The 24,884-nt window shown below is 61.8% G+C and carries 25 protein-coding genes and 1 pseudogene; 11 read left to right on the top strand and 15 right to left on the bottom strand.

Translation table 11 applies throughout. The features are described from left to right. Positions 1-2 precede the first annotated feature (2 nt). The 4 genes from KI235_RS04895 to KI235_RS04880 are packed head-to-tail and all read right to left on the bottom strand — an operon-like array spanning position 3 to position 2,741. On the bottom strand, positions 3-656 hold the full coding sequence (locus tag KI235_RS04895) for an ABC transporter substrate-binding protein (RefSeq protein WP_003197862.1): 654 nt from the start codon (positions 654-656) through the stop codon (positions 3-5). Positions 657-667: 11 nt separating this feature from the next. Next, positions 668-1,135 carry an outer membrane lipid asymmetry maintenance protein MlaD gene (mlaD, locus tag KI235_RS04890; protein WP_003178020.1) on the bottom strand — a complete coding sequence of 156 codons (468 nt, stop codon included), beginning with the start codon at positions 1,133-1,135 and terminating at the stop codon, positions 668-670. Beyond that, positions 1,135-1,932 (bottom strand): lipid asymmetry maintenance ABC transporter permease subunit MlaE, encoded by a 798-nt coding sequence (gene mlaE / locus KI235_RS04885; RefSeq protein WP_003197860.1) that lies wholly within the window; start codon positions 1,930-1,932, stop codon positions 1,135-1,137. The genes mlaD and mlaE overlap by 1 nt, the downstream gene beginning before the upstream one ends. Then, positions 1,932-2,741 (bottom strand): ATP-binding cassette domain-containing protein, encoded by an 810-nt coding sequence (locus KI235_RS04880; RefSeq protein ID WP_003197859.1) that lies wholly within the window; start codon positions 2,739-2,741, stop codon positions 1,932-1,934. The genes mlaE and KI235_RS04880 overlap by 1 nt, the downstream gene beginning before the upstream one ends. Before the next feature lie 274 nt (positions 2,742-3,015). Between KI235_RS04880 and KI235_RS04875 the strand changes: the two genes are divergently transcribed. From KI235_RS04875 to KI235_RS04830, 10 genes are all read left to right on the top strand, one after another. Continuing rightward, complete coding sequence (locus KI235_RS04875; protein ID WP_038858725.1) at positions 3,016-3,990, top strand: KpsF/GutQ family sugar-phosphate isomerase; 975 nt, start codon at positions 3,016-3,018, stop codon at positions 3,988-3,990. Continuing rightward, positions 3,991-4,515 (top strand): HAD family hydrolase, encoded by a 525-nt coding sequence (locus tag KI235_RS04870; protein WP_003197856.1) that lies wholly within the window; start codon positions 3,991-3,993, stop codon positions 4,513-4,515. It abuts the gene before it with no gap. A gap of 7 nt (positions 4,516-4,522) precedes the next feature. Then, a complete protein-coding gene (lptC, locus tag KI235_RS04865; protein WP_003197854.1) occupies positions 4,523-5,092 on the top strand; it encodes an LPS export ABC transporter periplasmic protein LptC in 570 nt (189 codons plus the stop codon). Next, on the top strand, positions 5,079-5,627 hold the full coding sequence (gene lptA, locus KI235_RS04860; RefSeq protein WP_003197852.1) for a lipopolysaccharide transport periplasmic protein LptA: 549 nt from the start codon (positions 5,079-5,081) through the stop codon (positions 5,625-5,627). The genes lptC and lptA overlap by 14 nt, the downstream gene beginning before the upstream one ends. Then, positions 5,627-6,352, top strand: coding sequence for an LPS export ABC transporter ATP-binding protein (lptB, locus tag KI235_RS04855; RefSeq protein ID WP_003197851.1), 726 nt, complete (start codon positions 5,627-5,629; stop codon positions 6,350-6,352). The genes lptA and lptB overlap by 1 nt, the downstream gene beginning before the upstream one ends. 164 nt (positions 6,353-6,516) lie before the next feature. Next, on the top strand, positions 6,517-8,010 hold the full coding sequence (locus KI235_RS04850; protein ID WP_003197849.1) for an RNA polymerase factor sigma-54: 1,494 nt from the start codon (positions 6,517-6,519) through the stop codon (positions 8,008-8,010). Positions 8,011-8,086: 76 nt separating this feature from the next. Continuing rightward, positions 8,087-8,395: a ribosome-associated translation inhibitor RaiA gene (gene raiA, locus KI235_RS04845; protein ID WP_003178005.1), complete on the top strand. Its 309-nt coding sequence runs from the start codon at positions 8,087-8,089 to the stop codon at positions 8,393-8,395. A 12-nt stretch (positions 8,396-8,407) separates the two neighbouring features. Continuing rightward, on the top strand, positions 8,408-8,872 hold the full coding sequence (ptsN, locus tag KI235_RS04840; protein ID WP_003197847.1) for a PTS IIA-like nitrogen regulatory protein PtsN: 465 nt from the start codon (positions 8,408-8,410) through the stop codon (positions 8,870-8,872). Between the two features lie 2 nt (positions 8,873-8,874). Further along, entirely contained in the window at positions 8,875-9,732 is an 858-nt protein-coding gene (rapZ, locus tag KI235_RS04835) for an RNase adapter RapZ (RefSeq protein WP_003197845.1), read from the top strand. Between the two features lie 15 nt (positions 9,733-9,747). Continuing rightward, positions 9,748-10,023 (top strand): HPr family phosphocarrier protein, encoded by a 276-nt coding sequence (locus tag KI235_RS04830; RefSeq protein ID WP_003197843.1) that lies wholly within the window; start codon positions 9,748-9,750, stop codon positions 10,021-10,023. Positions 10,024-10,205: 182 nt separating this feature from the next. Here the strand turns inward: KI235_RS04830 and KI235_RS04825 are convergent, their stop codons facing one another. From KI235_RS04825 to pmbA, 6 genes and pseudogenes are all read right to left on the bottom strand, one after another. Continuing rightward, positions 10,206-11,096, bottom strand: coding sequence for a ZIP family metal transporter (locus tag KI235_RS04825; protein ID WP_003197841.1), 891 nt, complete (start codon positions 11,094-11,096; stop codon positions 10,206-10,208). Between the two features lie 19 nt (positions 11,097-11,115). Then, positions 11,116-11,739, bottom strand: a complete 624-nt coding sequence (locus KI235_RS04820; protein WP_013692272.1) for a superoxide dismutase — start codon at positions 11,737-11,739, stop codon at positions 11,116-11,118. A gap of 2 nt (positions 11,740-11,741) precedes the next feature. After that, positions 11,742-12,182 (bottom strand): hypothetical protein, encoded by a 441-nt coding sequence (locus tag KI235_RS04815; protein WP_013692271.1) that lies wholly within the window; start codon positions 12,180-12,182, stop codon positions 11,742-11,744. Positions 12,183-12,209: 27 nt separating this feature from the next. After that, positions 12,210-13,586: a class II fumarate hydratase gene (locus KI235_RS04810; RefSeq protein WP_003197835.1), complete on the bottom strand. Its 1,377-nt coding sequence runs from the start codon at positions 13,584-13,586 to the stop codon at positions 12,210-12,212. Then, a complete protein-coding gene (locus KI235_RS04805; protein WP_003197833.1) occupies positions 13,579-13,974 on the bottom strand; it encodes a hypothetical protein in 396 nt (131 codons plus the stop codon). Before KI235_RS04805 ends, KI235_RS04810 begins: the two co-directional genes overlap by 8 nt. Before the next feature lie 257 nt (positions 13,975-14,231). After that, positions 14,232-15,577, bottom strand: a pseudogene (gene pmbA, locus KI235_RS04800) (metalloprotease PmbA). Positions 15,578-15,829: 252 nt separating this feature from the next. Here pmbA and yjgA point away from each other — a divergent pair. Then, entirely contained in the window at positions 15,830-16,354 is a 525-nt protein-coding gene (yjgA, locus tag KI235_RS04795; RefSeq protein WP_003197830.1) for a ribosome biogenesis factor YjgA, read from the top strand. 46 nt (positions 16,355-16,400) lie between these two features. On the opposite strand, the gene tldD is transcribed toward yjgA, so the two are convergent. The 5 genes from tldD to KI235_RS04770 all read right to left on the bottom strand — a co-directional run bounded on the left by tldD (position 16,401) and on the right by KI235_RS04770 (position 24,849). Continuing rightward, entirely contained in the window at positions 16,401-17,843 is a 1,443-nt protein-coding gene (tldD, locus tag KI235_RS04790) for a metalloprotease TldD (protein ID WP_003197828.1), read from the bottom strand. A gap of 5 nt (positions 17,844-17,848) precedes the next feature. After that, positions 17,849-18,712 carry a carbon-nitrogen hydrolase family protein gene (locus KI235_RS04785; RefSeq protein ID WP_041931114.1) on the bottom strand — a complete coding sequence of 288 codons (864 nt, stop codon included), beginning with the start codon at positions 18,710-18,712 and terminating at the stop codon, positions 17,849-17,851. A 162-nt stretch (positions 18,713-18,874) separates the two neighbouring features. Beyond that, positions 18,875-22,678, bottom strand: a complete 3,804-nt coding sequence (locus tag KI235_RS04780; RefSeq protein ID WP_212795563.1) for a YhdP family protein — start codon at positions 22,676-22,678, stop codon at positions 18,875-18,877. A 60-nt stretch (positions 22,679-22,738) separates the two neighbouring features. Next, positions 22,739-24,196: a ribonuclease G gene (rng, locus tag KI235_RS04775; RefSeq protein WP_018613976.1), complete on the bottom strand. Its 1,458-nt coding sequence runs from the start codon at positions 24,194-24,196 to the stop codon at positions 22,739-22,741. Between the two features lie 56 nt (positions 24,197-24,252). After that, positions 24,253-24,849: a Maf family protein gene (locus KI235_RS04770; protein WP_212795562.1), complete on the bottom strand. Its 597-nt coding sequence runs from the start codon at positions 24,847-24,849 to the stop codon at positions 24,253-24,255. Between the last annotated feature and the right edge of the window lie 35 nt (positions 24,850-24,884).

The raw sequence follows: 24,884 nt of genomic DNA, 5'->3' as shown, positions 1-24,884 counted from the left end.
GATCATTGTGCCTGCTTCTCTTTGGCATCTTCGGCCACTTCCTTGGCCTTGGCGACCTCACCGGCCCAACCGTTGATGGTCTTGTCCAGGTCGTTGCCATTGCGCTGCATCGCGTCGGCGAACTGATCGCGGAACAGCTTGCCGATGTTGATGCCATTGATGATCACGTTGCGCACCTTCCACTCGTCGTTGATTTTCTCGAGTGTGTAGGAGACAGGGTAGATCGCGCCGTTGTTGCCTTTGACCTGCATGTCGACGCTGGTGCGGGTGCCGCTTTCGTCCTTGGCCGGCGAAACGGTGATGCCCTGGTTGTTGTATTCAAGCAAGGCGTTGCCATAGAACTGCATCAGGCTGCGCTTGAAGTTCTCCTGGAACCGGGTCATCTGCGCCGGGCTGGCCTTGCGCGAGTACTTGACGGTCATGATGCTCTTGGAGATGCCGTCGGCGTCCACCACGGGGCCGACGATGCCGTTCAGCGCGTCATAGAACGCGCTCGGGTCCTGCTTGTATTTCTCTTTGTTGGCGGAAAGGTCCGCCAACAGCCGGGTCGTCGTGTCCTGGATGATGTCATGGGCCGAAGGCGCAGCCACGGCGTTAGCCATCAACGGCAGCGCGGCGAGCAGCACCAACAAGCCACGTCGCAAGATAGAGATCATTCAAAAGCTCCTCATTTGGCGTCTTTGCTAACGGTATTGAGCAGGAATTTACCGATCAGGTCCTCGAGCACCAGGGATGATTGCGTGTCGTGGATAACGCCACCGTCCTTGAGCACGGTATCTTCCCCACCCACGCTGATGCCAATGTATTTCTCACCCAGCAGCCCAGCCGTGAGGATAGATGCAGTGGAATCAGTCGGCAGGTTATCCACGCGCTTTTCCAACTGCAGCGTCACCCGACCGGTGAAATCCTCGCGATTCAGATCGATTGCCGTGACCTTGCCGATGGTGACACCGGCCATGGTCACTTTGGCTCTGACCGTCAAACCGGCGATATTGTCAAAGTTTGCATAAAGTTTATAAGTATCGGTGCTTGCCGTCGGCGCCAGCCCACTGACCCGCAGGGCCAGCAGCAGCAAAGCCAGGATGCCAGCCAGCAAGAAAAGGCCGACACCGATTTCCAGGGTGCGGTTTTGCATCAGAAATCTCCAAACATCAAGGCGGTCAGAATAAAGTCAAGGCCCAGGACCGCCAGCGAGGCGTACACCACGGTCTTGGTTGTGGCACGGCTGATCCCCTCTGACGTGGGCTCACAGTCATAGCCTTGAAACACGGCGATCCAGGTCACGACGAAAGCGAATACGGCACTTTTGATCACGCCATTGAGGACATCGTCGAGGAAGTCGACGCTGTTTTGCATGTTCGACCAGTAGGAACCTTCATAGACCCCCAGCCAGTCTACCGCCACCCACGAGCCGCCCCAGATCCCCACGACGCTGAAAATGATCGCCAGCACCGGCAGGGAAATGAAACCGGCCCACAGGCGCGGGGCAATGATGTATTTGAGTGGGTCGACGCCGATCATTTCCAGGCTGGACAATTGTTCGGTGGACTTCATGTTGCCGATTTCGGCGGTCAACGCCGAACCGGCACGCCCGGCGAACAGCAGCGCCGTGACCACCGGGCCGAGCTCACGCAGCAGCGTCAGCGCAACCATCTGCCCGACCGCCTGCTCCGAACCGTAGCTGGACAAGATGTTGAAACCTTGCAGCGCCAGGACCATGCCGATGAAGATCCCGGAGACCACGATGATCACCAGGGACATCACGCCCACCGAGTGCAACTGCTTGACCAGCAGGCCGAAACCGCCGCCCGTCGAGTTGCGACCGAGCAAGGCGTGCATCAGGAACAGCGAGGAACGGCCCAGTACCGCCACCACATCGATGCCGGAACGGCCGAACAGGCGAACTCTTTCCAATAGTGATTTCTTGCGCATCAGCGCTTCCCCAGCAGATCGGTACGGTAATCCGTGGCCGGAAAATGGAACGCCACCGGCCCGTCCGGATCACCCTTCATGAATTGGCGGATGCGCGGATTGTCCGAATCCGCCAGTTCCTGGGGCGTGCCCTGCCCCAGCACCTGGCTATCGCCAACCACATAGATGTAGTCGGCAATGCTCGCGGTTTCGGCCAGGTCGTGGGAGACCACGATGCTGGTGATGCCCAGCGCATCGTTGAGCAGGCGGATCAGGCGCACGAGCACGCCCATGGCGATCGGGTCCTGGCCGACGAAGGGCTCGTCGTACATGAGGATCTTCGGATCGAGGGCAATAGCCCGCGCCAACGCGACCCGACGCTTCATGCCGCCGGACAGCTCGTCGGGCATCAGGTCGAGGGCGCCCCGCAGCCCAACGGCCTGCAACTTTAGCAGGACGATGTCGCGAATCATCTCTTCCGGCAGCTCGGTATGGACCCGCAGCGGGAACGCCACGTTCTCGAATACATCGAGATCGGTAAACAGCGCGCCACTCTGGAACAGCACACCCATGTGCTTGCGCGCATCGAACAGGTCGCTGCGAGACAACTCGGGAAGGTTCTGACCATTGACCCAGACTTCGCCGGCGCTGGGGCGCAATTGTGCCCCGATCAGCCGCAGCAGCGTGGTCTTGCCACACCCGGAAGGCCCCATGATGCCGGTGACCTTGCCGCGCGGAATGCGAATATCGATGTCATTGAAAATGCTGCGCGTCCCTCGCTTGAAGGACAGTCCCTTCAGCTCGACCGCGTAGGCGTTGTCGGCACTCATCTAAACTCCTTGCGATGCAGCCTCACATTCGAATGCCCAGGGCAGCCGACAAGCGCCGGTACCGCCGGGCACACGAACCGGCGGCGAACTATATCACTGCAACAGCCAAGCGCCCAAGGCCAACGCCCCGCCTGTTAAGCCTGGTTTAAGGTAAAAAGCCACATTTTATGTCGAACCTTGCGGCCCCTCGAACAAAGCATGACGAACTTACGTGAGGGAATTGTTCATTGCCGCTATAATCGCCGCCTTTTCATCGGGCTATACGATTTCTGACATGAGCCAATCCAGCGACCTGATTCAATCGGCACAACGTACCATCCGCCTCGAGCTCGAAGCCGTGCAAGGCTTGCTGCCCCATATCGACGCTGATTTCGTACGCGCCTGCGAGATGATTCTGGCCAGCAAAGGCCGCGTGGTCGTGGTCGGCATGGGCAAGTCCGGGCACATCGGCAACAAGATCGCCGCCACCCTCGCCAGCACCGGCACCACGGCCTTTTTTGTCCATCCGGCCGAAGCCAGCCACGGGGACATGGGCATGATCACCCGGGACGACGTCATCCTGGCCCTGTCCAACTCCGGCTCCACCAATGAGATCATCACGCTGCTGCCGCTGATCAAGCGCCTGGGCATCCAGTTGATCAGCATGACCGGCAACCCGGACTCGCCGCTGGCCAAGGCCGCCGAAGTGAACCTCAATGTTCATGTCGAACACGAAGCCTGCCCGCTGAACCTGGCACCGACCTCCTCCACCACCGCGGCCCTGGTCATGGGCGACGCCCTGGCCGTGGCGCTGCTGGAAGCCCGGGGCTTCACCGCGGAAGATTTCGCCTTTTCCCATCCCGGTGGCGCCCTCGGCCGTCGCCTGCTGCTGAAAGTCGAAAACGTGATGCACGCTGGCCAGGAGTTGCCACAAGTGCTGCGCGGCACGCTGCTCAAGGACGCGCTCATGGAAATGACCCGCAAGGGGCTGGGCATGACGGTGGTCCTGGAGGTCGACGGCAAGCTCGCCGGAATCTTCACCGACGGCGATCTGCGCCGCACCCTGGACCGCACCATCGACATCCACAGTGCGACCATCGAGCAAGTCATGACGCCCCACGGCAAGACCGCCCGCGCCGAGATGCTCGCCGCCGAGGCCCTGAAAATCATGGAAGACCACAAGATCAGCGCCCTGGTGGTCGTCGACGACGAAGACCGTCCGGTGGGCGCCCTGAACATGCACGATCTTCTGCGTGCGGGAGTCATGTAAATGAACACAGACCTGTTGCAACGCGGCCAAGCCATCAAGCTGGCGGTTTTCGACGTGGACGGCGTGCTGACCGACGGCCGCCTGTACTTCCTCGAAGACGGCAGCGAGTTCAAGACGTTCAACACCCTCGACGGCCAAGGCATCAAGATGTTGATGGCCGCCGGCGTGCAGACCGCTATCATCAGCGGCCGCAAGACCCCGGTGGTCGAGCGGCGCGCGAAGAACCTCGGCATCCCGCACCTTTACCAGGGGCGCGAAGACAAGCTGGTGGTGCTGGACGAGCTTCTGGGTCAACTCAACCTAAACTATGAACAGGTGGCCTACCTCGGTGACGACCTGCCAGACCTGCCGGTGATTCGCCGGGTCGGCCTGGGCATGGCGGTCGCCAACGCGGCCAGTTTCGTCCGCGAGCACGCCCACGGCGTCACCACGGCGCGAGGCGGCGAAGGTGCGGCCCGCGAATTCTGTGAACTGATCCTGCGCGCCCAGGGCCGCCTCGAAGCGGCCAACGCCGCGTACCTGTGAGCCATTTATGCTGAGCAAGAAGATTCGCACCATCGTGGTGTTCGGCTGTATCGCGGCGATTTTTGCTGCGGTGGGCTACTGGAACATCAGCCCCGAACGGTTTCTCGACCAGCCTGCGGCCCAGGTCGAGGAAAAGATCGACTGGTACGCGACCAACACGCATACCCTGCAGTACCTGCCCGACGGCAAGGTGCAATACGAGATGACGTCCGACAAGGTCGACCACGTAAAAGCCACTGACATTACGTTGGTTACGAAGCCCGACCTGAACATGTTCCGCGGCACCGAGTTTCCGTGGCATGTGCAGAGCGAGCACGCCGAAGTCAATTCCGGCGGTACCGAAGTGGAACTGATCGACTCGGTGCGCGTCGCCCGAACCGACGAAAAAAACCGTACGACCATCATCACCAGCACGCGCATGACCGTGTTCCCACAGCAAGAATATGCGCAGACCGAGCAACCCGTTAGAATCGACGGCGCCGGGGGTGTATCGACCGGCACGGGAATGAAAGCGTATTTGAAGGAAAGCAGGATACACCTGCTATCGAACGTAAGAGGACAGTATGAAGCTCGCTAAAACCCTCCCTATTTTGCTCAGTCTGGGCGCAGCACTGGGAAGCGCGAGCGCCTGGGCTCTTCCCGACGACCGCAACCAGCCTATTCGCATCCAGGCCGACGATGCCCAGCTCGACGACAAGAATGGCGTCGCCACCTATAAAGGCGACGTGATCATCACCCAGGGCTCGATGAAGGTCACCGGCAATACCGTGACCATCACCCGCACCCCGTCCGGCGACATCGACGTGGTGACTTCGGTGGGCAACCTGGCCTATTTCGAGCAACTGCAAACCGCAGGCGATACCAAGCCAGTGCAGGGCTACGGGGTAACCATCCAGTACCACGCCGCCCAGGATCGCGTGGTCCTGATCGACCGCGCCAAGGTCGTCGACAAGGACAACAACGTCACCCAAGGCGAAAAAATCGTCTACGACACAGTCAAGAAGCTGGCCAGCGCCGGTCGCGCCACCGGCAGCAAGGTGACCGAGTCGCGTCCGCGGATCGACATGGTGATCCAACCGAAAAAGAAAACCGACGAGCAGAAGGCCCAGTAATGGCAACTCTGAAAGCTCAGCACCTGGCCAAGAGCTACAAGAGCCGTCAAGTCGTGCGTGATGTCAGCCTGTCCATCGACAGCGGCCAGATCGTCGGCCTGCTCGGCCCCAACGGCGCGGGCAAGACCACCTGCTTCTACATGATCGTCGGCCTGGTCCAGGCCGATCAGGGTCGCGTACTGATCGACGACGTGGACGTCAGCCACCAGCCAATGCACGGCCGGGCGAAGGCAGGTATCGGCTATTTGCCGCAAGAAGCGTCGATCTTCCGCAAACTGTCGGTTGCCGACAACATCATGGCGATCCTCGAGACCCGCAAGGAACTCGACAAGGCCGGTCGTCGCCAGGAACTGGAAAGCCTGCTGCAGGAATTCCACATCAGCCACATTCGCGACAACCTGGGCATGAGCCTGTCCGGTGGCGAGCGGCGTCGCGTGGAAATCGCCCGCGCCCTGGCCACCGCACCGAAGTTCATCCTGCTCGACGAACCGTTCGCCGGCGTGGACCCGATCTCGGTAGGCGACATCAAGCAGATCATCCATCACCTCAAGGCCAAGGGGATCGGCGTGCTGATCACCGACCACAACGTGCGCGAGACGCTGGATATCTGTGAAACCGCCTACATTGTCAACGACGGCCAGCTGATCGCCGAAGGCGACTCCGCAGCCATCCTGGCCAATGACCTGGTCAAGGAAGTGTATCTGGGCCATGAGTTCCGCCTGTAAGCACAAGTGTCTGGCGAATTGTCCGAGCGTCGTTTAATTTTATTATGGCGACGCTCTAGGCAAACACTTCAGTTTCAGGCATATAATTTGCTTAAGTTTGGCGCCTCGGCGCCCTGTAGTGGATGGCGCATGTGCGCCGGCTAATAAGGTGTTAAGCCCCTGCCATGAAACCATCGCTAGTCTTGAGAATGGGCCAGCAGCTGACGATGACACCGCAGCTGCAACAGGCCATCCGCCTGCTCCAATTGTCGACCCTGGACCTGCAACAGGAAATCCAGGAGGCCCTGGAGTCCAATCCAATGCTCGAACGCCAGGAAGAAGGCGACGACTTCGACAACACCGATCCGCTGGCCGACAACGTCGAGCAGAAGACCAACACCGAAATCCCGGAACCGGCCTACCAGGAAACCGCCCCGACGGTGGACAACCTCGAGGATGGCGAATGGAACGAACGCATCCCCAACGAACTACCCGTGGACACGGCCTGGGAAGACGTCTACCAGACCAGCGCCAGCAGCCTGCCGAGCAGCGATGACGACGAGTGGGACTTCACCACCCGTACCTCTGCTGGCGAAAGCCTGCAAAGCCACCTGCTGTGGCAGTTGAACCTGGCGCCGATGTCCGACACCGATCGCCTGATCGCCGTGACCCTGATCGACTGCATCAACAACCAGGGCTACCTGGACGAGACCCTCGAAGAAATCCTGGAAGCCTTCGACCCCGAGCTCGACATCGAGCTGGACGAGATCGAAGCCGTCCTGCATCGCATCCAGCAGTTCGAACCGGCCGGCATCGGTGCCCGCAACCTGGGCGAGTGCCTGTTGCTGCAACTGCGCCAGTTGTCCGCCAAGACACCATGGCTGGCCGAGGCCAAGCGACTGGTCACCGATTACATCGACCTGTTGGGCGGCCGCGACTACAGCCAACTGATGCGTCGCATGAAGCTCAAGGAAGATGAGCTGCGCCAGGTCATCGAACTGGTGCAGAGCCTCAACCCGCGCCCCGGCTCGCAGATCGAATCCACCGAGCCCGAATACGTGGTCCCCGACGTGATCGTGCGCAAGCACAATGATCGCTGGCTGGTGGAGCTCAACCAGGAGTCGGTGCCCAAGCTGCGGGTCAACGCCCAGTACGCCGGCTTTGTGAAGCGTGCCGACACCAGCGCCGACAACACCTTCATGCGCAACCAGTTGCAGGAAGCGCGCTGGTTCATCAAGAGCCTGCAAAGCCGCAACGAAACCCTGATGAAAGTTGCCACCCAGATCGTCGAGCATCAGCGCGGCTTCCTGGAGTACGGCGATGAAGCGATGAAACCGTTGGTCCTGCATGACATTGCCGAGGCAGTGGGCATGCACGAGTCGACGATTTCCCGGGTAACCACCCAGAAATTCATGCATACCCCTCGGGGTATCTATGAATTGAAATACTTTTTCTCCAGCCACGTCAGCACCTCCGAAGGCGGCGAATGCTCGTCCACGGCCATCCGCGCGATCATCAAAAAACTGGTAGCTGCGGAAAATCAGAAAAAGCCGTTGAGTGACAGCAAGATCGCTGGTTTACTGGAGGCACAAGGCATTCAGGTGGCCCGCCGTACCGTCGCCAAATACCGCGAATCCCTCGGGATCGCGCCTTCGAGCGAACGCAAGCGGTTGATGTAACAGGCCACGCCACAGCGTTCCAGTGGCAGGCATTTCTGCCTGCCGCTTTATGCACTGGCAACGAAGGAGAAGCTGTATGCAAGTCAACATCAGTGGACACCAACTGGAAGTGACCGAACCCCTGCGCACCTACATCGGCGAAAAACTCGACCGATTGGAAAGGCATTTCGACAAGATCACCAACGTGCAAGTCACGATGAACGTCGAGAAGCTGCTGCAGAAAATCGAAGCCACGCTGCATATCCCCGGCGGAGAAGTGGTTGCCAACGCAGAGCACACAGACATGTATGCCGCGATTGACCTGCTGACCGACAAGCTGGATCGCCAACTCAAAAAGCATAAGGAAAAGACCCAGAGCCTCCTCCAGGGCGCAACCGGTCGTTAACCCCCCCAATCCATGATCCGACTAGAAACCATCCTGACCCCCGGCCGTTCCCAGGTGAACGCGCCGGGCGGCAGTAAGAAGAAAGCCCTCGAACACATTGCCAACCTGATCCACCGCGAGGTACCGGATCTGGAAATGCAGGACGTCTTCGAGGCATTGGTTGCCCGTGAAAAACTCGGTTCCACCGGTTTTGGCAACGGCATCGCCATTCCCCACTGCCGTCTCAAGGGTTGTGCCGCGCCGATCAGCGCGCTGTTGCACCTTGAAACCGCTATAGATTTCGACGCCATCGACGGTGCCCCGGTCGACCTGCTGTTTGTATTGCTGGTACCGGAAGCGGCGACCGATGCGCACCTTGAGCTGCTGCGCCAGATTGCCAGCATGCTGGACCGCAAGGAAGTGCGCGAAAAACTGCGCAGCGCACCGAGTAACGAAGCTTTGTACCAGGTTGTCCTGGACGAGCAGAACGGTCATTAAAAATGCGCATGATCATTGTCAGTGGCCGCTCCGGCTCCGGTAAAAGCACGGCCCTCAACGTGCTTGAGGACAGCGGCTACTATTGCATCGACAATTTGCCCGCCGGCCTGCTGCCGGAACTGGCCGAGCGCGCCCTGATCCACACCGAGCTGGCGCAGCCGCTGGTGGCGGTGTCCATCGATGCGCGCAACCTGCCAAGCCACCTGTCGCGTTTTCCTGAACTGCTCGAGGAAGTGCGCAGCCGGCATATCCAGTGTGACGTGCTGTACCTGGATGCCGATGAAGAGACACTGCTCAAGCGTTTTTCCGAAACCCGCCGGCGCCACCCACTGAGCAACGCCAACCGTTCGCTGGCCGAAGCCATCGAGGATGAAAGCCAGCTACTGGGGCCGATTGCCGACCTGGCGGACCTGAAGGTCAACACCACGCACCTGAACCTGTATCAGTTGCGTGACACGATCAAGCTGCGCCTGCTCAACCAACCCGAGCCGGGCACGGCGTTCCTGGTGGAGTCGTTCGGTTTCAAGCGTGGCATGCCCGTCGATGCCGACCTGGTGTTCGACGTGCGTTGCCTGCCCAATCCTTATTGGAAGCCGGAATTGCGCGCGCAGTCCGGGCTCGACCAACCGGTGATCGACTACCTGGCCGCCCAGCCGGATGTCGAAGAAATGTACCAGGACATCTCCAGCTACCTGCTCAAATGGCTGCCCCGCTTTGCCGCGAGCAACCGCGCCTATGTCACGATCGCCATCGGTTGTACCGGCGGCCATCACCGCTCCGTCTACCTGACCGAACGCCTGGGTCAACTCCTGCAACAATCCCTGAAGAACGTCCAGGTTCGCCACCGCGACCTCAGCTAAAGGATTCACATCGCGATGCCTGCTCAGGAAATTGAAATCATCAACAAGCTGGGTTTGCATGCCCGAGCGTCGGCCAAGTTCGTCGGAGTCGCAGGCCAGTTCAAGGACACCACCATCAGGGTTGGCCGCACACCCGAGACTGCGGTCGACGGTAAAAGCATCATGGCGATGATGATGCTCGCCGCTGGCAAGGGCACCAAGATCCACCTGCACACCGAAGGTGAACAGGCACAGGAGGCGATGGATGCCCTGGTGGATCTGATCAACAGATACTTCGACGAAGGCGAATAACCGACCAAATCCCAAGGCGGATTTATTGTGGCAAGGGAATTCATTTGTGGGAGCAAAGCTTGCTCGCGATGAAGGCGACTCGGTAACTCAGAAAACCGAGGTGCCTGGATCGCGAGCAAGCTTTGCTCCCACAGATTCCCTCGCCACAGATAAATCACATCACCCTAGATGCCTGCCGTTTGTCACGCCAACGCCGTATCCAGCACCATCATCAGACAAAACCCCACCAACAGGCCCAGGCTCGCCAGTTTCTCGTGACCATTGCGACGGGATTCGGGAATAACCTCGTGAGTCACCACCAGCAACATCGCCCCGGCCGCCAACGCGAGCCCCAGGGGCAAGAGCATCTCGGCCAGACTCACCAACCAGGCGCACAGCAGCGCGAACACGGGCTCGACCAACCCTGACGCCGCGCCAATCAGGAACGCCCTGGCCCGCGACATCCCCGCCGCAGCCAGCACCAGCGCGATCACCAGCCCTTCGGGTACATCCTGCAAGGCGATGCCCATCGCCAGGCTGTCGGCATCCGGCATGCCGCCGCCCGCCGACACCCCCACCGCCATGCCTTCGGGAATGTTGTGGGCGATGATGGCAAACACGAACAGCCAGATCCGCGGCGCAATGATCGGCCGGCCTGGCGCAGCGACCAGCCTTTCGGGACAGGCGCAGACTTTGCGGTCCACTAGATACAGCCCGAACGCGCCCGATAGAATGCCGAAACTGATAAGGCCGCTGGCGGCCCAAGGCGTCAGTCCCAACTGCTCGGCCGCAGCAATGCCCGGCACGATCAGCGAAAATGCCGTGGCCGCGAGCATCACCCCGGCACCGAATCCCAGCAGCGAATCGCTGACGGCCTGGGGCATGCGCCGGATGACCAACACCGGCACGGCCCCCAGCGCGGTGCCCAAGGCGCAGAGCCCGCCACCCTCGAGCGCGCGCAACAACCTGGGCTCCAAGTCCAGCCATGCCAGGCCCTGGGCAGCCAACAATGTCATTCCGGCCAGCAGCAACAACGACCCCAAGGCATAGCGGAACATCCGTCCGCTTCCAATCGCCAGTGTTTGAGTATCCATAGTCAGCCTTGGGTTGCTTTCAGGAAGGGCTCGAAGCCAGCGCAGCCTGGTAGCGCCGGGCGACCTCAGGCCAGTTGATCACGTTGTAGAAGGCGCTGATGTATTCCGGACGACGGTTCTGGTAGCGCAGGTAATAGGCGTGCTCCCAGACATCCAGGCCAAGAATCGGTGTGTTGCCCTTCATCAGCGGGCTGTCCTGGTTGCCGCTGCTTTCCACCACCAGGGTCTTTTGCGGGGTCACGCTCAACCAGGCCCAACCGCTGCCGAAACGGGTCAGCGCCGCTTTGGTGAAGGCTTCCCTGAAACCCTCGATACCGCCCAGTTGCGCTTCGATCGCCGCCGCCAGTGCGCCATCGGGCTGGCCGCCGCCCCGGGGCGTCATCACTTCCCAGAACAGCGAATGGTTGGCATGACCACCGCCCTGGTTGATCACTGCGGCTTGCAGGCTTGCCGGCAACTGCTCGACACTGGACACCAGTTTTTCGACAGGCCACCCGGCGTACTCGGTGCCGTCCACCGCTGCGTTGAGGTTATTGATGTAGGTCTGGTGATGCTTGGTGTAGTGGATCTCCATGGTTTGCGCATCGATGTGCGGTTCCAGGGCGTCGTAGGCGTAGGGCAATGCAGGCAAGGTAAAAGCCATGTTCAATGAGCTCCATGATGAAGAGGGGCATTGCGCTGCCGGGGCGTAGCGGCATTGCAGTGCAGCAGGCGTTGGGTCCGTGGGTATTCACCGTGCTCGCTGATGAAACTCAGCAGTTCGACATAGGTCTTGTGGCTCTGACGCAGTGCGGCGGTGCGCAGGGCCGGTGCCAGGCGTTCGTCCTGCATCGTCTGCAACAACCGTTGGTGGATCGCGCACAAATACTCGGCGCTCTCCTCCGGCTGGTTCAGGCGCAAGTGCAGGTCTGCCAGGTTGTGATGGGAGACGACGCACGCGGCCACGGCTTCGTCGGCATCCGCCCAACGCTCGAACAGCACCTGGGCCAGCGCCAGGGCCTGCAGGTAGGCTTCGCGGGCGTCTACCAGCTCGCCCAGCATGAAACAGCGATTGGCCCGTTCGATCGTACGTTTCCAGTGTTCCATGATGAGTCCTCCACACAGGTGTCGGGGTTACACGCCGCCAGCGGTGAGCTTCTCCGGGTCCAGCAGGACTTCGAGTTCGCTGCGTGTCAGGTCGGTGTGCTCCAGGGCGACATCGATGACCGGCCGACCTTGCTGGTAAGCCTTCTTGGCGATTTCAGCGGCCTTCTGGTAACCGATGATGGGATTGAGCGCGGTCACCAGGATCGGGTTGCGCGACAACGCTTCCTTGAGCCGTGCCTCGTTGACCTTGAAGGTGGCGATGGCCTTGTCCGCCAGCAAGCGGCTGGCGGTGGACATCAAGGCGATGCTGCTCAGCAGGTTCTGGGCGATGATCGGTAGCATCACGTTCAATTCGAAGTTGCCCGATTGACCGGCGATAGTGATCACCGTGTCGTTGCCAATCACTTGGGCCGCCACCATCGCGGTGGCTTCAGGAATGACCGGGTTGACCTTGCCGGGCATGATCGAGGAGCCCGGTTGCAAGCCTTCGAGCTCGATCTCGCCCAGGCCTGCCAGCGGCCCGGAATTCATCCAGCGCAGGTCGTTGGCGATTTTCATCAGCGACACGGCGGTGGTCTTGAGCTGCCCGGAAACCGCTACGGCGGTGTCTTGGGAGCCAATCAGCGCGAACAGATTCTTGCCCGGGGTGAATTGCACCTGGGTCAATTGCGTCAGTTGTTGACTGAACAGCTCGGCGAAACGTGGATGGGCATTGACCCCGGTGCCGACCGCCGTACCGCCCTGGGCCAGGGATTGCAGGCTCGGCAGCACATCCTCCAAGTGGCCGATATTGGCCTTGAGCTGCTGCGCCCAACCATCGAGCACCTGGCTCAGGCGCACCGGCATGGCATCCATCAGATGGGTGCGACCCGTCTTGATGAATGGGTGGACCTCTTCGGCCTTGCGCTCGATCACCTGCACCAGGTGCGACAGCGCCGGCAGCAGTTGCTCATGCAAGGCCAGCGCCGCGCTGACATGAATGCTGGTGGGGATGATGTCGTTGCTGCTCTGGCCGCAATTGACGTGGTCGTTCGGATTGACCGTTTCCCCCAGCAGACGACTGGCGAGGGTGGCGATCACTTCGTTGGCGTTCATGTTGGAGCTGGTGCCGGAGCCGGTCTGGAAGATATCCACTGGGAAATGGTCCATGAAACGGCCTTCGAGCAGCCCCAGGGACGCATCGACAATGGCCTTGCCCTGGGCTGCGCTGATTTGTTCCAGCTCTACGTTGGCCCGGGCGGCAGCAGCCTTGGCCAGGATCAGGGCGCGGATGAACTGTGCCGGCATACGCTGGCCACTGACCGGAAAGTTATCCACTGCGCGCTGGGTCTGGGCGCCATAGAGGGCATCCACCGGGACTTGCAGCTCGCCCATGCTGTCGCGTTCGATACGGGTATTACTCATCGGGAGATCCTTGCACCAGTTCAATAAGAGGAATCGACGGCTCCAGGGCGCAGGTCGCCAGCGCCCAGGCATGGCTCTGCCAGCGCTTGAGGCGGCAGCGGCACAGTGATTGTTGTTCGAGCTCACGCAGAGGGCGCCAGGCCTGGTCGAGGCAGAGATTGCGCCAATGCCAGGGCAGCGCGACATCCAAGGCGGTATCGAGCAGCAGCCGGAACGCGGTCTCGGAGATCATCCATGGCGAAGTGACGGTGCAGCAGGCCAGATAGCGGCCCTCGGCCAGGTAGTGCTCGATCAACCGCGGCTCGTCCGGGTTCATCGCGCAACGGATCTGGCGGCTCATCCAGCGCCAGCTTTCAAGGTAGGGTTGTTCGTGCAGGGCAGAACTCATGACCGGGGCTCACTCGGCGAATGAGATTCATTATTAGATGATAATAAGAAGCAACACAACTGTTAGACCGCACAAATTCATTGTGGCGAGGGAGCTTGCTCCCGCTCGGTTGCGCAGCGACCGCAAGATCTTGGGGTCGCTTCGCGGCCCAGCGGGAGCAAGCTCCCTCGCCACAAAAGCGCCTTCGCCACAGGATTTGCGGGTACAAAAAAGGCGCGTCACCTCGTGGATGACGCGCCCTTTTCAAGCGGTGAGCGTTAGCTACCTGCCACCGTCATCCGCTCGATCAGCACCGAACCGGTGCGGATGTTGCTGCGCAGTTCCAGATCGTTGCCCACGGCCACGATCTGCTTGAACATGTCACGCATGTTCCCGGCGATGGTCACTTCCTGGACCGGGAACTGGATCTCGCCGTTCTCGACCCAGAAACCCGCCGCGCCACGGGAATAGTCCCCGGTAACCATGTTCAGGCCGTGGCCCATCAGTTCGGTCACCAGCAGGCCACGACCCATGCGCCGCAGCAGGGCCGCCTGGTCTTCTTCGCCATGGGTCACGAACAGGTTATGCACGCCACCGGCATTGGCGGTGCTCGGCATACCGAGCTTGCGGCCCGAATAGGTGCCGAGGATGTAGGACACCAACTCGCCGTTTTCCACGAACGGCTTGGCGTAGGTGGCCAGGCCGTCGCCATCGAACGCCGAGCTGCCCATGGCCTGCATCAGGTGCGGACGCTCGTCGATGGTCATCCATTCCGGGAACAGTTTCTGGCCCAGCGCGCCCTCGAGGAACGACGACTTGCGGTACAGGTTGCCGCCGGACACCGCCGACAGGAAGCTGCCGAACAGGCCGCCGGCCAGCTCGGCCGAAAACAGCACCGGCACTTCGCAGGTCGGCACCGGCCGCGCGCCCAGGCGGCTGGCCGCCCGTTGCGCGGCTTTCTGGCCAATGCTCACCGGGTCCGCCAGCAGGGTGCCTTGGCGGTTCACGTCGTACCAGTAGTCACGCTGCATCTGGCCGTTGGCCTCGGCGATCATCACGCAACTGAGACTGTGGCGGGTCGATGCATAACCGCCGATAAAACCGTGGCTGTTGCCGTAGACCCGGCAGCCCTGGTGGGTATTGAGCGTCGTGCCGTCGGCGTTCTTGATGCGACTGTCGGCCTCGAATGCCGCGGCTTCGCAACGCAGTGCCTGTTCGATGGCCTGCTCGGGGTGATGTCCCAGGCGTGGAACAGGTCGAAGTCGCGCAGTTCCTTGCACATCAGCGCGGCATCAGCCAGGCCCGAGGCTTCGTCTTCGGAGGTGTGCTGGGCAATCGCCAGTGCCGCGGCGACGGTTTCGCGAATGGCCTCCGGGCCGCTCGCCGAAGTGCTGGCCGAGCCCTTGCGCTGGCCTACGTACAAGGTGATGCCAAAGCCCTGGTCGCGATTGAATTCGACGGTTTCCACCTCGCGCTGGCGCACCGACGTCGACAGGCCCTGCTCCAGCGATACGGCCACTTCACAGGCACTGGCGCCCTGGCGCTTGGCCTCGGCGAGGATCTGCTCGACTTGTTCCTGCAGTGCCGGCAATGCCTGCGGGCCGACGCTTTGAACTGCACTCATGGTGTTCTCCACTCAAATTCTTCTTTCGGTTAAGGCTTTGTACGTAAAGTGCCTGCGCGACGATCATGCTGCGTTGAAAACAGGCTCGGAATGCTCATTTACAACCAGTAAACTCCGCTTCCTCGCCTGTTTTCGCCTTGCCTGATCGCCGCTCGGCGACTTTTCGTACAAACCCTTGGCCTTCGAGCGACCGGGCCGGACAAGCGGCCCCCGACTGGTTATCATGGCGGCGTTTCTTTGCGGACTGCCACCATGGTTGATTCTTACGACGACTCCCTCTACGAGGGTGAAAAAAGCAAATCCCAGGTCAAACGCGAGCTGCATGCTCTGGTTGACCTCGGCGAGCGCCTGACAACACTCAAGCCTGACTTGCTGGCCAAACTGCCTTTGACCGACGCCTTGCGCCGGGCCCTGGCCGATGCGCCCAAGCACACCGCGAATATCGCGCGTAAACGGCACCTGCAATTCATCGGCAAACTGATGCGCGATCAGGACACTGACGCCATCCTGGTCCTGCTCGATCAACTCGATGCCTCCACCCGGCAGTACAACGAACGTTTCCACAACCTGGAGCGCTGGCGCGATCGCTTGATCGCAGGCGACGACGGCGTGCTGGAAAAATTCGTCATCGACTACCCGGAGGCTGACCGTCAGCAATTGCGCTCCCTGATCCGTCAGGCCCAGCACGAACTGGCACAGAACAAGCCACCGGCCTCGAGCCGTAAAATCTTCAAGTACATCCGTGAGCTGGACGAAACCCAACGCGGCCTGCGCTGAGTAACGCCCACGGGTGGAGGCCCTTGCACTCCACCCGATGCTCCGGTCATGCGCCCGTGCCACCCACGGTAATCGCATCGATCTTCAGGGTCGGCTGGCCGACGCCCACTGGCACCGATTGCCCATCCTTGCCGCACGTGCCCACACCGCTGTCCAGCGCCAGGTCGTTACCGACCATCGACACCTTGCTCATCGCCTCCGGCCCGTTGCCGATCAGGGTCGCGCCCTTGACCGGTGCGGTGATCTTGCCGTCTTCGATCAGGTAGGCCTCGCTGGTGGAGAACACGAACTTGCCGCTGGTGATGTCCACCTGGCCGCCGCCGAGGTTGGCGCAATAGATGCCTTTTTTCACCGAGGCGATGATTTCCGCCGGATCGCTTTGGCCACCGAGCATGTAGGTGTTGGTCATGCGCGGCATCGGCAGGTGCGCATAGGATTCACGACGACCGTTGCCAGTGCGGGCCACGCCCATCAGCCGGGCATTGAGCTTGTCCTGCATGTAGCCCTTGAGCACACCGTTCTCGATCAGCGTGGTGCATTCGGTCGGGGTACCTTCATCGTCGACGCTCAGGGAGCCACGACGCCCGGCCAGGGTGCCGTCATCGACAATGGTGCAGAGTTTCGAGGCGACCATTTCCCCCATGCGCCCACTGTAGGCCGAGCTGCCCTTGCGGTTGAAATCGCCTTCCAGGCCGTGGCCGACTGCTTCGTGCAGCAGCACGCCGGACCAGCCGGACCCCAGCACCACCGGCAACGTACCGGCCGGGGCCGGAATGGCCTCCAGGTTGACCAGCGCCTGACGCAGCGCTTCGCGGGCGTAGCCCATGGCGCGGTCTTCGCTGAGGAAATAACGGTAGTCGGTGCGCCCGCCACCGCCATGGCCGCCGCGCTCACGGCGACCGTTCTGCTCGACGATCACGCTGACGTTGAACCGCACCAGCGGCCGCACGTCCGCCGCCAGGCCGCCGTCGGTGGACGCCACCAGGATCCGTTCCCAGACCCCGGCCATGCTGACCGACACTTGCTGGATACGCGGGTCGAGGGCACGGGTGGCGACGTCGATGCGCTTGAGCAGCTCGACTTTTTCGGCGCGGCTCATGACTTCCAGCGGGTTATCCGGCGCATACAACTGCGCCACGTCCTGGCTGCTGAACGCCTGGACCGTGCCGTTCTGCCCGGCGCGGGAGATCGAGCGGGCTGCACGGGCAGCAGCGCCGAGGGCTTCGAGGGTGATGGCGTTGCTGTAGGCAAAACCGGTCTTTTCCCCGGACTGGGCGCGCACGCCCACGCCCTGGTCGAGGTTGAAACTGCCTTCCTTGACGATGCCGTCTTCCAAGGACCAGGACTCGGAGATCTGCCCTTGGAAATACAGGTCGGCCGCATCGATGCCCGGGCCGGCCAGGTCGCCCAGCACGCCTTGCAGGCTTTCGAGGGTCACGCCGCCGGGGGCTAGAAGGTGTTCACTGACTGAGGACAACAACCCGCTCATATGATTTACGCCTTGAATTCGTCGTCTTGGACAGGCCGCTGTCGAGCGCCCTGCGAGAAAAAGCGCCGATGGCTGGCCACCGGCATGCGCGCCCGGATGGACGCCTGTTCGCTGCTGTCACGCTCGGCCAGCAGCACGGCCTCACCTTGATCCTGTTGTGCCAGCACACGGCCCCACGGGTCGACAATCGCGGCATGGCCAAAGGTTTCCCGCGGCCCCGGATGCACGCCGCCCTGGGCGGCCGCCAGCACGTAGCACTGGGTCTCGATGGCCCGGGCGCGAATCAGCACCTCCCAATGGGCCGCGCCGGTCACCGCGGTAAACGCCGACGGCGCCGTGATCAGTTCGGCCCCGGCAGCCCGCAGCTCGCTGTAGAGCTCCGGGAACCGCAAGTCATAACAGACCGTCAGGCCCACCCGGCCCACGGGGGTATCGGCAACCACCACGTTAGCGCCATAAGCATAGTCATCCGACTCGCGATAGCGCCCGCGATTGTCCGCCACATCCACATCGAACAGGTGCAGCTTGTCGTAGCGCGCCACGATCTGCCCCTGATCGTCGACCAGCAACGAACAGGCATGGGACCTGGCCTCGGGCTGGTCCACCGGTGGCAACGGCAACGTGCCGGCCACAATCCATAACTTGAGGTCTCGGGCGACCTGTTTCAACCAGGGCAGGATCGGTCCCTGACCAAAGGCTTCGGCTCGACCGATATCGGCAATGTCCCGCCGTCCCATCGCGGCGAAATTCTCCGGCAGCACGACCAGCCTGGCACCGCCTGCGGCAGCCTGCTCCAGCAGCACACGGGCACGAGCCAGGTTGGCGAGCACATCGCTTTGGCTGACCATTTGAATCACTGCGACTGGCATGGCTCCTCCCTCTTTTTTATCCTCGCCCAAGGCGGCAGTGGGAGCAAAGCTTGCTCGCGATGAGGCAGGTACATCCAACATATAGGCTGACTGATACACCGCAATCGCGAGCAAGCTTTGCTCCCACAGGCCCGCTCCCACAAGGGAGTTGGCGTCGAACTGTCAAAACGGCTTGTCGAAGGTGATCTTCGGCTCTTTCCACGGCCCCTTGACGTCGTATCTTACGCTGGCAAAGCGCGCCACGCGGTCACCGATCAGTTTGTCGATCAGAAACAGCGCCCCACCCACCGCCGGTGCGCCAACGATCAGCGCGGCGATTGGCAGGTTATTGGTCACCGGCAGCGTCACCAGCAGCTTGGCGTCGACCCGATCGGCCACCATGTCCAGCGTACCGTTGAGCTCCAGGTTGCTCGACGGCCCGGTCAGGGTAATGGGTTCGCGGGTTACGTAGACACCGTCGCTCGCTACCAACAGCCCCTTGACCCGGTCGTAGCTCAACCCCTTGCCGAACAGGTCGGAGAAGTCCAGGCGCAAGCGTCGGCCGATGGAGTTGAAGTTCAGCAGGCCAAATACCCGCAGCGCCTGGGCGCTGCCTTCCACTTCGACAAACTGGCCCTTGCTCAGCGACGCGTCGAGGCTGCCGGAAAAGCGCTTGGTGGCGACCCACGCCGGCGAGCCGGGCCAGCGGCCGTCGACATCCAGCCGGAATGTCTGGCTGGTCACGCTCGGGGCATAACCCCAGCCCTTGAGCACGTCGCCCAGGTTCTTGCCGCCGATACGGCCCTTGTACCAACTGCTGGTGGAACCGGGCGTGCCTTCCCAACCACCACTGCCGTTCAACACCATGCCCTTGAGGCCCATGTCCAGATCGTTCAACGCGATGCCCTTGGCGGTCGGTCGCACTTTCAGCGACCACGCACCGATGAGATCAGGGCCCTGGAACAGTTTGTCGATGGCAATATCCATGGCCGGGATTTTGCCGGGATCGACCGACGCCAACGGGTCCGGAGAGTTTTCATCCGCCTGGACCGTCGGGTCTGTGGCCGGCAGGCGCACATAATCAAGCTTGATACCAATCGGGGCGGCCTTCGCATCCGGCAGGCTGACGTCGCCCTTGGCCTGCTGACTGTCAAGCCGCAAGGCCCAGGCGTCCGGCTTGCGGTCCAACTGCACCGATGCCTGGTCCAGGGTCGTGCCCATGGCCGTGAGCTTGCCGACGGTCAGATCGACGCTGTTGAGCAGTTGCTTGGCACTGCCGCCCGGATCCTGGCCCGCGTACTTGTTCACCAGGTCTTGCCAGGGACTTACGTCCAGTTCCGACAGTTTGCCACGCAGTCGCAGCCCCTTGGCCCCGGGCAGAACGGCATCGCTGGCACCCAGCAATAATTCGCCACGACCGTCGGCGATTTTCCCGCTCGGCGCGGCGTAAGTGAAACTGGCCAGGTCGCCATAATTGACCCAGTAACGGCGCTCCGGTCCTTGCAGGGTCATGCGAAACACCGTGTCGCGCCCGACATCGGCAGTCATGCCGAAGGGTGCTGGCAGGTCCACCGCCACGCCCTTGAGGTTGGAACTGACCGACAATTGGCTGTCGGCGCCGTCCAGGATCACTTGCAACTGGTAGGGCACGACACCGGATACCGGCAACGGCTGGGTGACATTCAGCCAACTGGTGAGTTTCTTGATCTCCACCTGCCCGGACGCCGCGACCCGTGTGTTGAGCGCTCCGGCGCGGCCCTCAGCGAAAATCTGCGCGGTCACGGGCCGGTCGAATGCCAGGGCACTGATGCCCTTGCCGCTCAAGCCCTTGTTGCTGTCGAAGCGGAAATCGCCCTTGAGTTGGGTCAGTTCCAATACCGGCTCGCTGAGCTTGAGACGGGCCTTGTCGGTGGCGAAGTCCACCAGGATCTTCGGTTGCTCGCCTTTGACCAGGGGAATGTCGAGCTTCACGCTGCCTTGCAGGTCGCCCTCGCCCTCCCAGCCGGCGAATGTCTCGGCGGTCCCGATCGGCGCGGTCTGGAGGATTTTCAGACCGTCGCCCAGTCCTCCGGCGAACCCGCCGTCCAGAAACAGATGAACACTCTGCCCGCTGGGTACATGGGGAATGTTCACCGAAACATCCTTGACCTGGGTATCGAGCAATTGTCCCTGGCTGGCGAAGATGCGCACGCCACTGTCTTCGACGAAGACATCGCCGCTGACCTTGCTGACCGAAGGCCAGCCCGGCTGGAACGCCAATTCGGCGTCATGCACCTTGAAAAACAGGCTGATGCTGCGCGCCGCATCCTCGGCACCGTGATTGAGCGAGCCTTGATACTGGAAAAAGCCTTCGTCCACCGCGCCCTTGACGATGGCCGTGCGCAGCCACTCATCCAGCGCCGGGCTGAGGACCGCTGGCAGGTACTTGGCGGTATAGCGTCCGTCACCGTCCACCAGGCCGACCCGCAGGTCCATGTAGTCTTCCTGGCTGTGGTCGAAATGCAGGCGGATCAGGAAGTCGCCGGCAATCCGGCCCTCCTCGCCCAGCACCTTCAAATACGGCGCGATCAGGGTGAAGCCTTGCTTGTCGAGCTTCCAGGTCAACCGGGCGTTGGCCTGCAGGTACTGCCAGGGCTTGGCGAAAATCGGGTCCAGGTGCAGGGAAAAATCCTTGCTGTCCATGCGCAGCTCGCCGCCACCGAGGTCGCCGCTCAGGCTCCCCGATACGTTGCGCGCAGCCGGGGCGCCGCGATAGGCATCAAAGCCCACGGTGTCCAGGTTGGTGGCGAAGCTGATTTTCTGGTCACCAGTGTTCTGCGGCCGGTAGTCCAGCAGCACGTTGCGCAGGCCACCGGTCACCTTGAGACGGTCGATGGTCGTCGCCAGGCCTTCGGGCAACGGTGCCAGGGCATTGAGCAAAGGCGTCAGGGGGGTCAAGTCGAGGCGGTCGGCCTGCAGGTGCCAGCGCTCCTCGGCCTTTTCGGTGGCAGCACTCTGTTGCAGTTGAAGGCGCGATTCCCAGCGGGTTTCGCCCAGGTTCATCGCCAGGGAATCGAAGGTCGCGGTAAATCCCTGGTCGCCACGCTGGAAATATCCATTGAGCGCCAGGTTATGGATCTGCACCGGCTTGCGCTCGGCGTAGGCACCCAGGATGTCAGGAGCGTTCAAGCGCATGGCCGCGCTTTGCACCGTACCGTCCCCCCAACTCAGCCAGAACTCGCCACCGGCCTTGATCCGGGAAAAATTCCATTGCTGGGTCAGGCGTTTGGGCAGCCATTTGGACCAGTCGCTTTGCGGCAGGCTCAGGTACGCATCGGCCTGGCCATTCTTCCAATCACTGGCGCGGATACGGGTGCGCAGGTTGATCGCCACGGGCTGACCGTCAGGCAGGGTCAAGCGCACGTCCAGCCGTTGGCGGGTGGCGCCGGTGCGCAGGCTCAAACCGACGTAGGTGAGGGTCAGCGGTGGTTGCTCGACAGGTTGCAAGGTCACCTGGCTGTCGAGCAGCGAGAACTTGGAAACCACCTGCATGCGTTCGAGCAATTGCTGCGGATCGAGGGGCTGGTCGTCCTTCACCGGCAGGCCTTCCAGGGCCCACTTGCCGTCGGCGCCTTCCTTGAGGCTGATCTTCAGGCCGCTGACTTCCAGGTGGGCAATGCGCACCTGACGTGCCAGCAGGCTGTCCCACAGGTCAGGCACGGCTCGCACCTGGTCCAGGTGCAAGGCGTTGGGGCCTTCGCCGACCACCACGTCGCGCGCTGCCAGGATTGGCGCCAGGGCGCTCCAGCTACCGTCGAGGCTTCCGATGTGCACAGGCATGCCCAAGGCAGCGCTGGCCCGGGTCTCGACCTCGGCGCGGTATTCGGCCACCAGCGGGACCAGCTCACGACCGAGGCTGACGTACAACGCCAGCAACACCAGCAGCAGCGCACACAGCCCCAGCCCCCAGCGAGTCAGCGCCGCCAAAATACGTGTCAGACGCTCCATGTCAGTGGGCTCCCCTGGCAAAGACAATCAAATCCGCGGGCCCGCCGCTTCCGAAGCTCTTCAGAGCAGCACCACGTCGTATTGTTCCTGGGAATACATGGTTTCCACCTGGAAGCGAATCGTGCGTCCGATAAACGCTTCCAGCTCCGCGACATTGCCTGACTCCTCGTCGAGCAGGCGATCCACCACTTTCTGGTTCGCCAACACTCTATAGCCAGTCGCCTGGTAGGCGCGCGCCTCCCGGAGGATTTCCCGGAAGATTTCGTAACACACAGTTTCCGGGGTCTTGAGCTTGCCACGGCCCTGGCAACTGCTGCACGGCTCGCACAGTACCTGTTCGAGGCTTTCGCGGGTGCGCTTGCGGGTCATCTGCACCAGGCCCAGCTCGGTGATACCGATGATGTTGGTCTTGGCGTGGTCGCGTTCGAGTTGTTTTTCCAGGGTCCGCAGCACCTGGCGCTGGTGCTCTTCATCTTCCATGTCGATGAAGTCGATGATGATGATCCCACCCAGGTTGCGCAGGCGCAGTTGCCGGGCGATGGCGGTGGCGGCTTCCAGGTTGGTCTTGAAGATGGTTTCTTCCAGGTTGCGATGGCCGACGAACGCCCCGGTGTTGACATCGATGGTGCTCATGGCCTCGGCCGGGTCCACCACCAGGTAGCCGCCGGACTTGAGCGGCACCTTGCGCTCCAGGGCTTTCTGGATTTCGTCTTCGACGCCGTACAGGTCGAAAATTGGCCGTTCGCCAGGGTAATGCTCGAGGCGGTCGGCGATTTCCGGCATCAGTTCGGCGACGAACTGCGTGGTTTTCTGGAAGGTTTCCCGGGAGTCGATGCGGATTTTTTCGATCTTGGGGCTGACCAGGTCGCGCAAGGTCCGCAGCGCCAGGCCCAGGTCTTCGTAGATCACGCTGGGGGTGGCGATGGTCTTGATTTGCGCGGCGATCTGGTCCCAAAGCCTGCGCAGGTAGCGGATGTCCATGAGGATCTCATCGGCCCCGGCCCCTTCGGCGGCGGTGCGCAGGATGAACCCACCGGCTTCCTTGATACCTTCTTTTTCCACGCAGTCGCTGACCACCTGCTTGAGGCGCTCGCGCTCGGCTTCGTCTTCGATCTTCAGGGAAATGCCGACATGGGCGGTGCGCGGCATGTACACCAGGTAGCGCGACGGAATCGACAGTTGCGTGGTCAGGCGCGCGCCCTTGGAGCCGATGGGGTCCTTGGTGACCTGCACCACCAGGCTCTGGCCTTCATGCACCAGCGCGCTGATGCTCTCCACGGCCGGCCCTTCGCGCATGGAAATTTCCGACGCGTGGATGAATGCCGCGCGGTCCAGGCCGATGTCGACGAAGGCCGCCTGCATGCCCGGCAGCACCCGTACCACCTTGCCTTTGTAGATATTGCCGACGATGCCACGCTTTTGCGTGCGCTCGACGTGGACCTCTTGCAGAACACCGTTTTCAACCACCGCCACGCGCGATTCCATCGGCGTGATGTTGATCAGGATCTCTTCACTCATGGCAGGGTCTCGTTCAGGCATGTTCACGATTATGGCCGCATCAAGTCAGACGGCGCTCAGCGCGCGTTCAAGGTTTGCCAACAGGGTATGCCGAAATGGCCCAGTAGTTCTGCGGTTTCGCACAGCGGCAGGCCAACGACGGCTGAATAACTGCCTTCAAGCCCGGCGACGAACACCGCGCCCAGCCCTTGAATACCATAGCCGCCGGCCTTGTCCCGGGGTTCACCGCTGGCCCAGTAGGCCGCCGCTTCCTGTTCCGTGATCGAACGAAAACGCACCAGGCTGCGCACAATGCGGGATTCGCAACGCTGCCCATCCAGTATGGCAATGGCGGTCAATACTTCATGTTCGCGACCGGACAGGCTCAAGAGCATCGTCATGGAGTCGGCATGGTCCACGGGTTTGCCGAGAATTCGTCCGTCCAGTACCACAGCCGTATCGGCGCCCAGCACGCAGCCATCCACGCCGGCGTCCAGGGCTTGCCGACCCGCCTCGGCCTTGCCGCGCGCCAGGCGCTCGACATAGGCCGAAGGGGTTTCGTGGTCCAGGGGAGTTTCGTCGATCTCCGCACCGATGGCGGTAAAGGGCACGCCGATCTGCGTGAGCAGTTCACGCCGACGCGGCGAGCCTGAGGCGAGGTAAAGCGGTTTCATCAAGACATCTCCCTATCAAGGCCAATGCCTGACCG

It is taken from the genome of Pseudomonas sp. St386, from assembly GCF_018325865.1.
GTDB lineage: Bacteria > Pseudomonadota > Gammaproteobacteria > Pseudomonadales > Pseudomonadaceae > Aquipseudomonas > Aquipseudomonas brassicacearum.
This window is presented reverse-complemented; position numbering and strand designations above follow the sequence as displayed.

Coding starts and splice junctions, on each gene's coding strand:
- KI235_RS04895 (WP_003197862.1), bottom strand. CDS start 656: ATGATCTCTATCTTGCGACGTGGCTTGTTGGTGCTGCTCGCCGCGCTG.
- mlaD (WP_003178020.1), bottom strand. CDS start 1,135: ATGCAAAACCGCACCCTGGAAATCGGTGTCGGCCTTTTCTTGCTGGCT.
- mlaE (WP_003197860.1), bottom strand. CDS start 1,932: ATGCGCAAGAAATCACTATTGGAAAGAGTTCGCCTGTTCGGCCGTTCC.
- KI235_RS04880 (WP_003197859.1), bottom strand. CDS start 2,741: ATGAGTGCCGACAACGCCTACGCGGTCGAGCTGAAGGGACTGTCCTTC.
- KI235_RS04875 (WP_038858725.1), top strand. CDS start 3,016: ATGAGCCAATCCAGCGACCTGATTCAATCGGCACAACGTACCATCCGC.
- KI235_RS04870 (WP_003197856.1), top strand. CDS start 3,991: ATGAACACAGACCTGTTGCAACGCGGCCAAGCCATCAAGCTGGCGGTT.
- lptC (WP_003197854.1), top strand. CDS start 4,523: ATGCTGAGCAAGAAGATTCGCACCATCGTGGTGTTCGGCTGTATCGCG.
- lptA (WP_003197852.1), top strand. CDS start 5,079: ATGAAGCTCGCTAAAACCCTCCCTATTTTGCTCAGTCTGGGCGCAGCA.
- lptB (WP_003197851.1), top strand. CDS start 5,627: ATGGCAACTCTGAAAGCTCAGCACCTGGCCAAGAGCTACAAGAGCCGT.
- KI235_RS04850 (WP_003197849.1), top strand. CDS start 6,517: ATGAAACCATCGCTAGTCTTGAGAATGGGCCAGCAGCTGACGATGACA.
- raiA (WP_003178005.1), top strand. CDS start 8,087: ATGCAAGTCAACATCAGTGGACACCAACTGGAAGTGACCGAACCCCTG.
- ptsN (WP_003197847.1), top strand. CDS start 8,408: ATGATCCGACTAGAAACCATCCTGACCCCCGGCCGTTCCCAGGTGAAC.
- rapZ (WP_003197845.1), top strand. CDS start 8,875: ATGCGCATGATCATTGTCAGTGGCCGCTCCGGCTCCGGTAAAAGCACG.
- KI235_RS04830 (WP_003197843.1), top strand. CDS start 9,748: ATGCCTGCTCAGGAAATTGAAATCATCAACAAGCTGGGTTTGCATGCC.
- KI235_RS04825 (WP_003197841.1), bottom strand. CDS start 11,096: ATGGATACTCAAACACTGGCGATTGGAAGCGGACGGATGTTCCGCTAT.
- KI235_RS04820 (WP_013692272.1), bottom strand. CDS start 11,739: ATGGCTTTTACCTTGCCTGCATTGCCCTACGCCTACGACGCCCTGGAA.
- KI235_RS04815 (WP_013692271.1), bottom strand. CDS start 12,182: ATGGAACACTGGAAACGTACGATCGAACGGGCCAATCGCTGTTTCATG.
- KI235_RS04810 (WP_003197835.1), bottom strand. CDS start 13,586: ATGAGTAATACCCGTATCGAACGCGACAGCATGGGCGAGCTGCAAGTC.
- KI235_RS04805 (WP_003197833.1), bottom strand. CDS start 13,974: ATGAGTTCTGCCCTGCACGAACAACCCTACCTTGAAAGCTGGCGCTGG.
- yjgA (WP_003197830.1), top strand. CDS start 15,830: ATGGTTGATTCTTACGACGACTCCCTCTACGAGGGTGAAAAAAGCAAA.
- tldD (WP_003197828.1), bottom strand. CDS start 17,843: ATGAGCGGGTTGTTGTCCTCAGTCAGTGAACACCTTCTAGCCCCCGGC.
- KI235_RS04785 (WP_041931114.1), bottom strand. CDS start 18,712: ATGCCAGTCGCAGTGATTCAAATGGTCAGCCAAAGCGATGTGCTCGCC.
- KI235_RS04780 (WP_212795563.1), bottom strand. CDS start 22,678: ATGGAGCGTCTGACACGTATTTTGGCGGCGCTGACTCGCTGGGGGCTG.
- rng (WP_018613976.1), bottom strand. CDS start 24,196: ATGAGTGAAGAGATCCTGATCAACATCACGCCGATGGAATCGCGCGTG.
- KI235_RS04770 (WP_212795562.1), bottom strand. CDS start 24,849: ATGAAACCGCTTTACCTCGCCTCAGGCTCGCCGCGTCGGCGTGAACTG.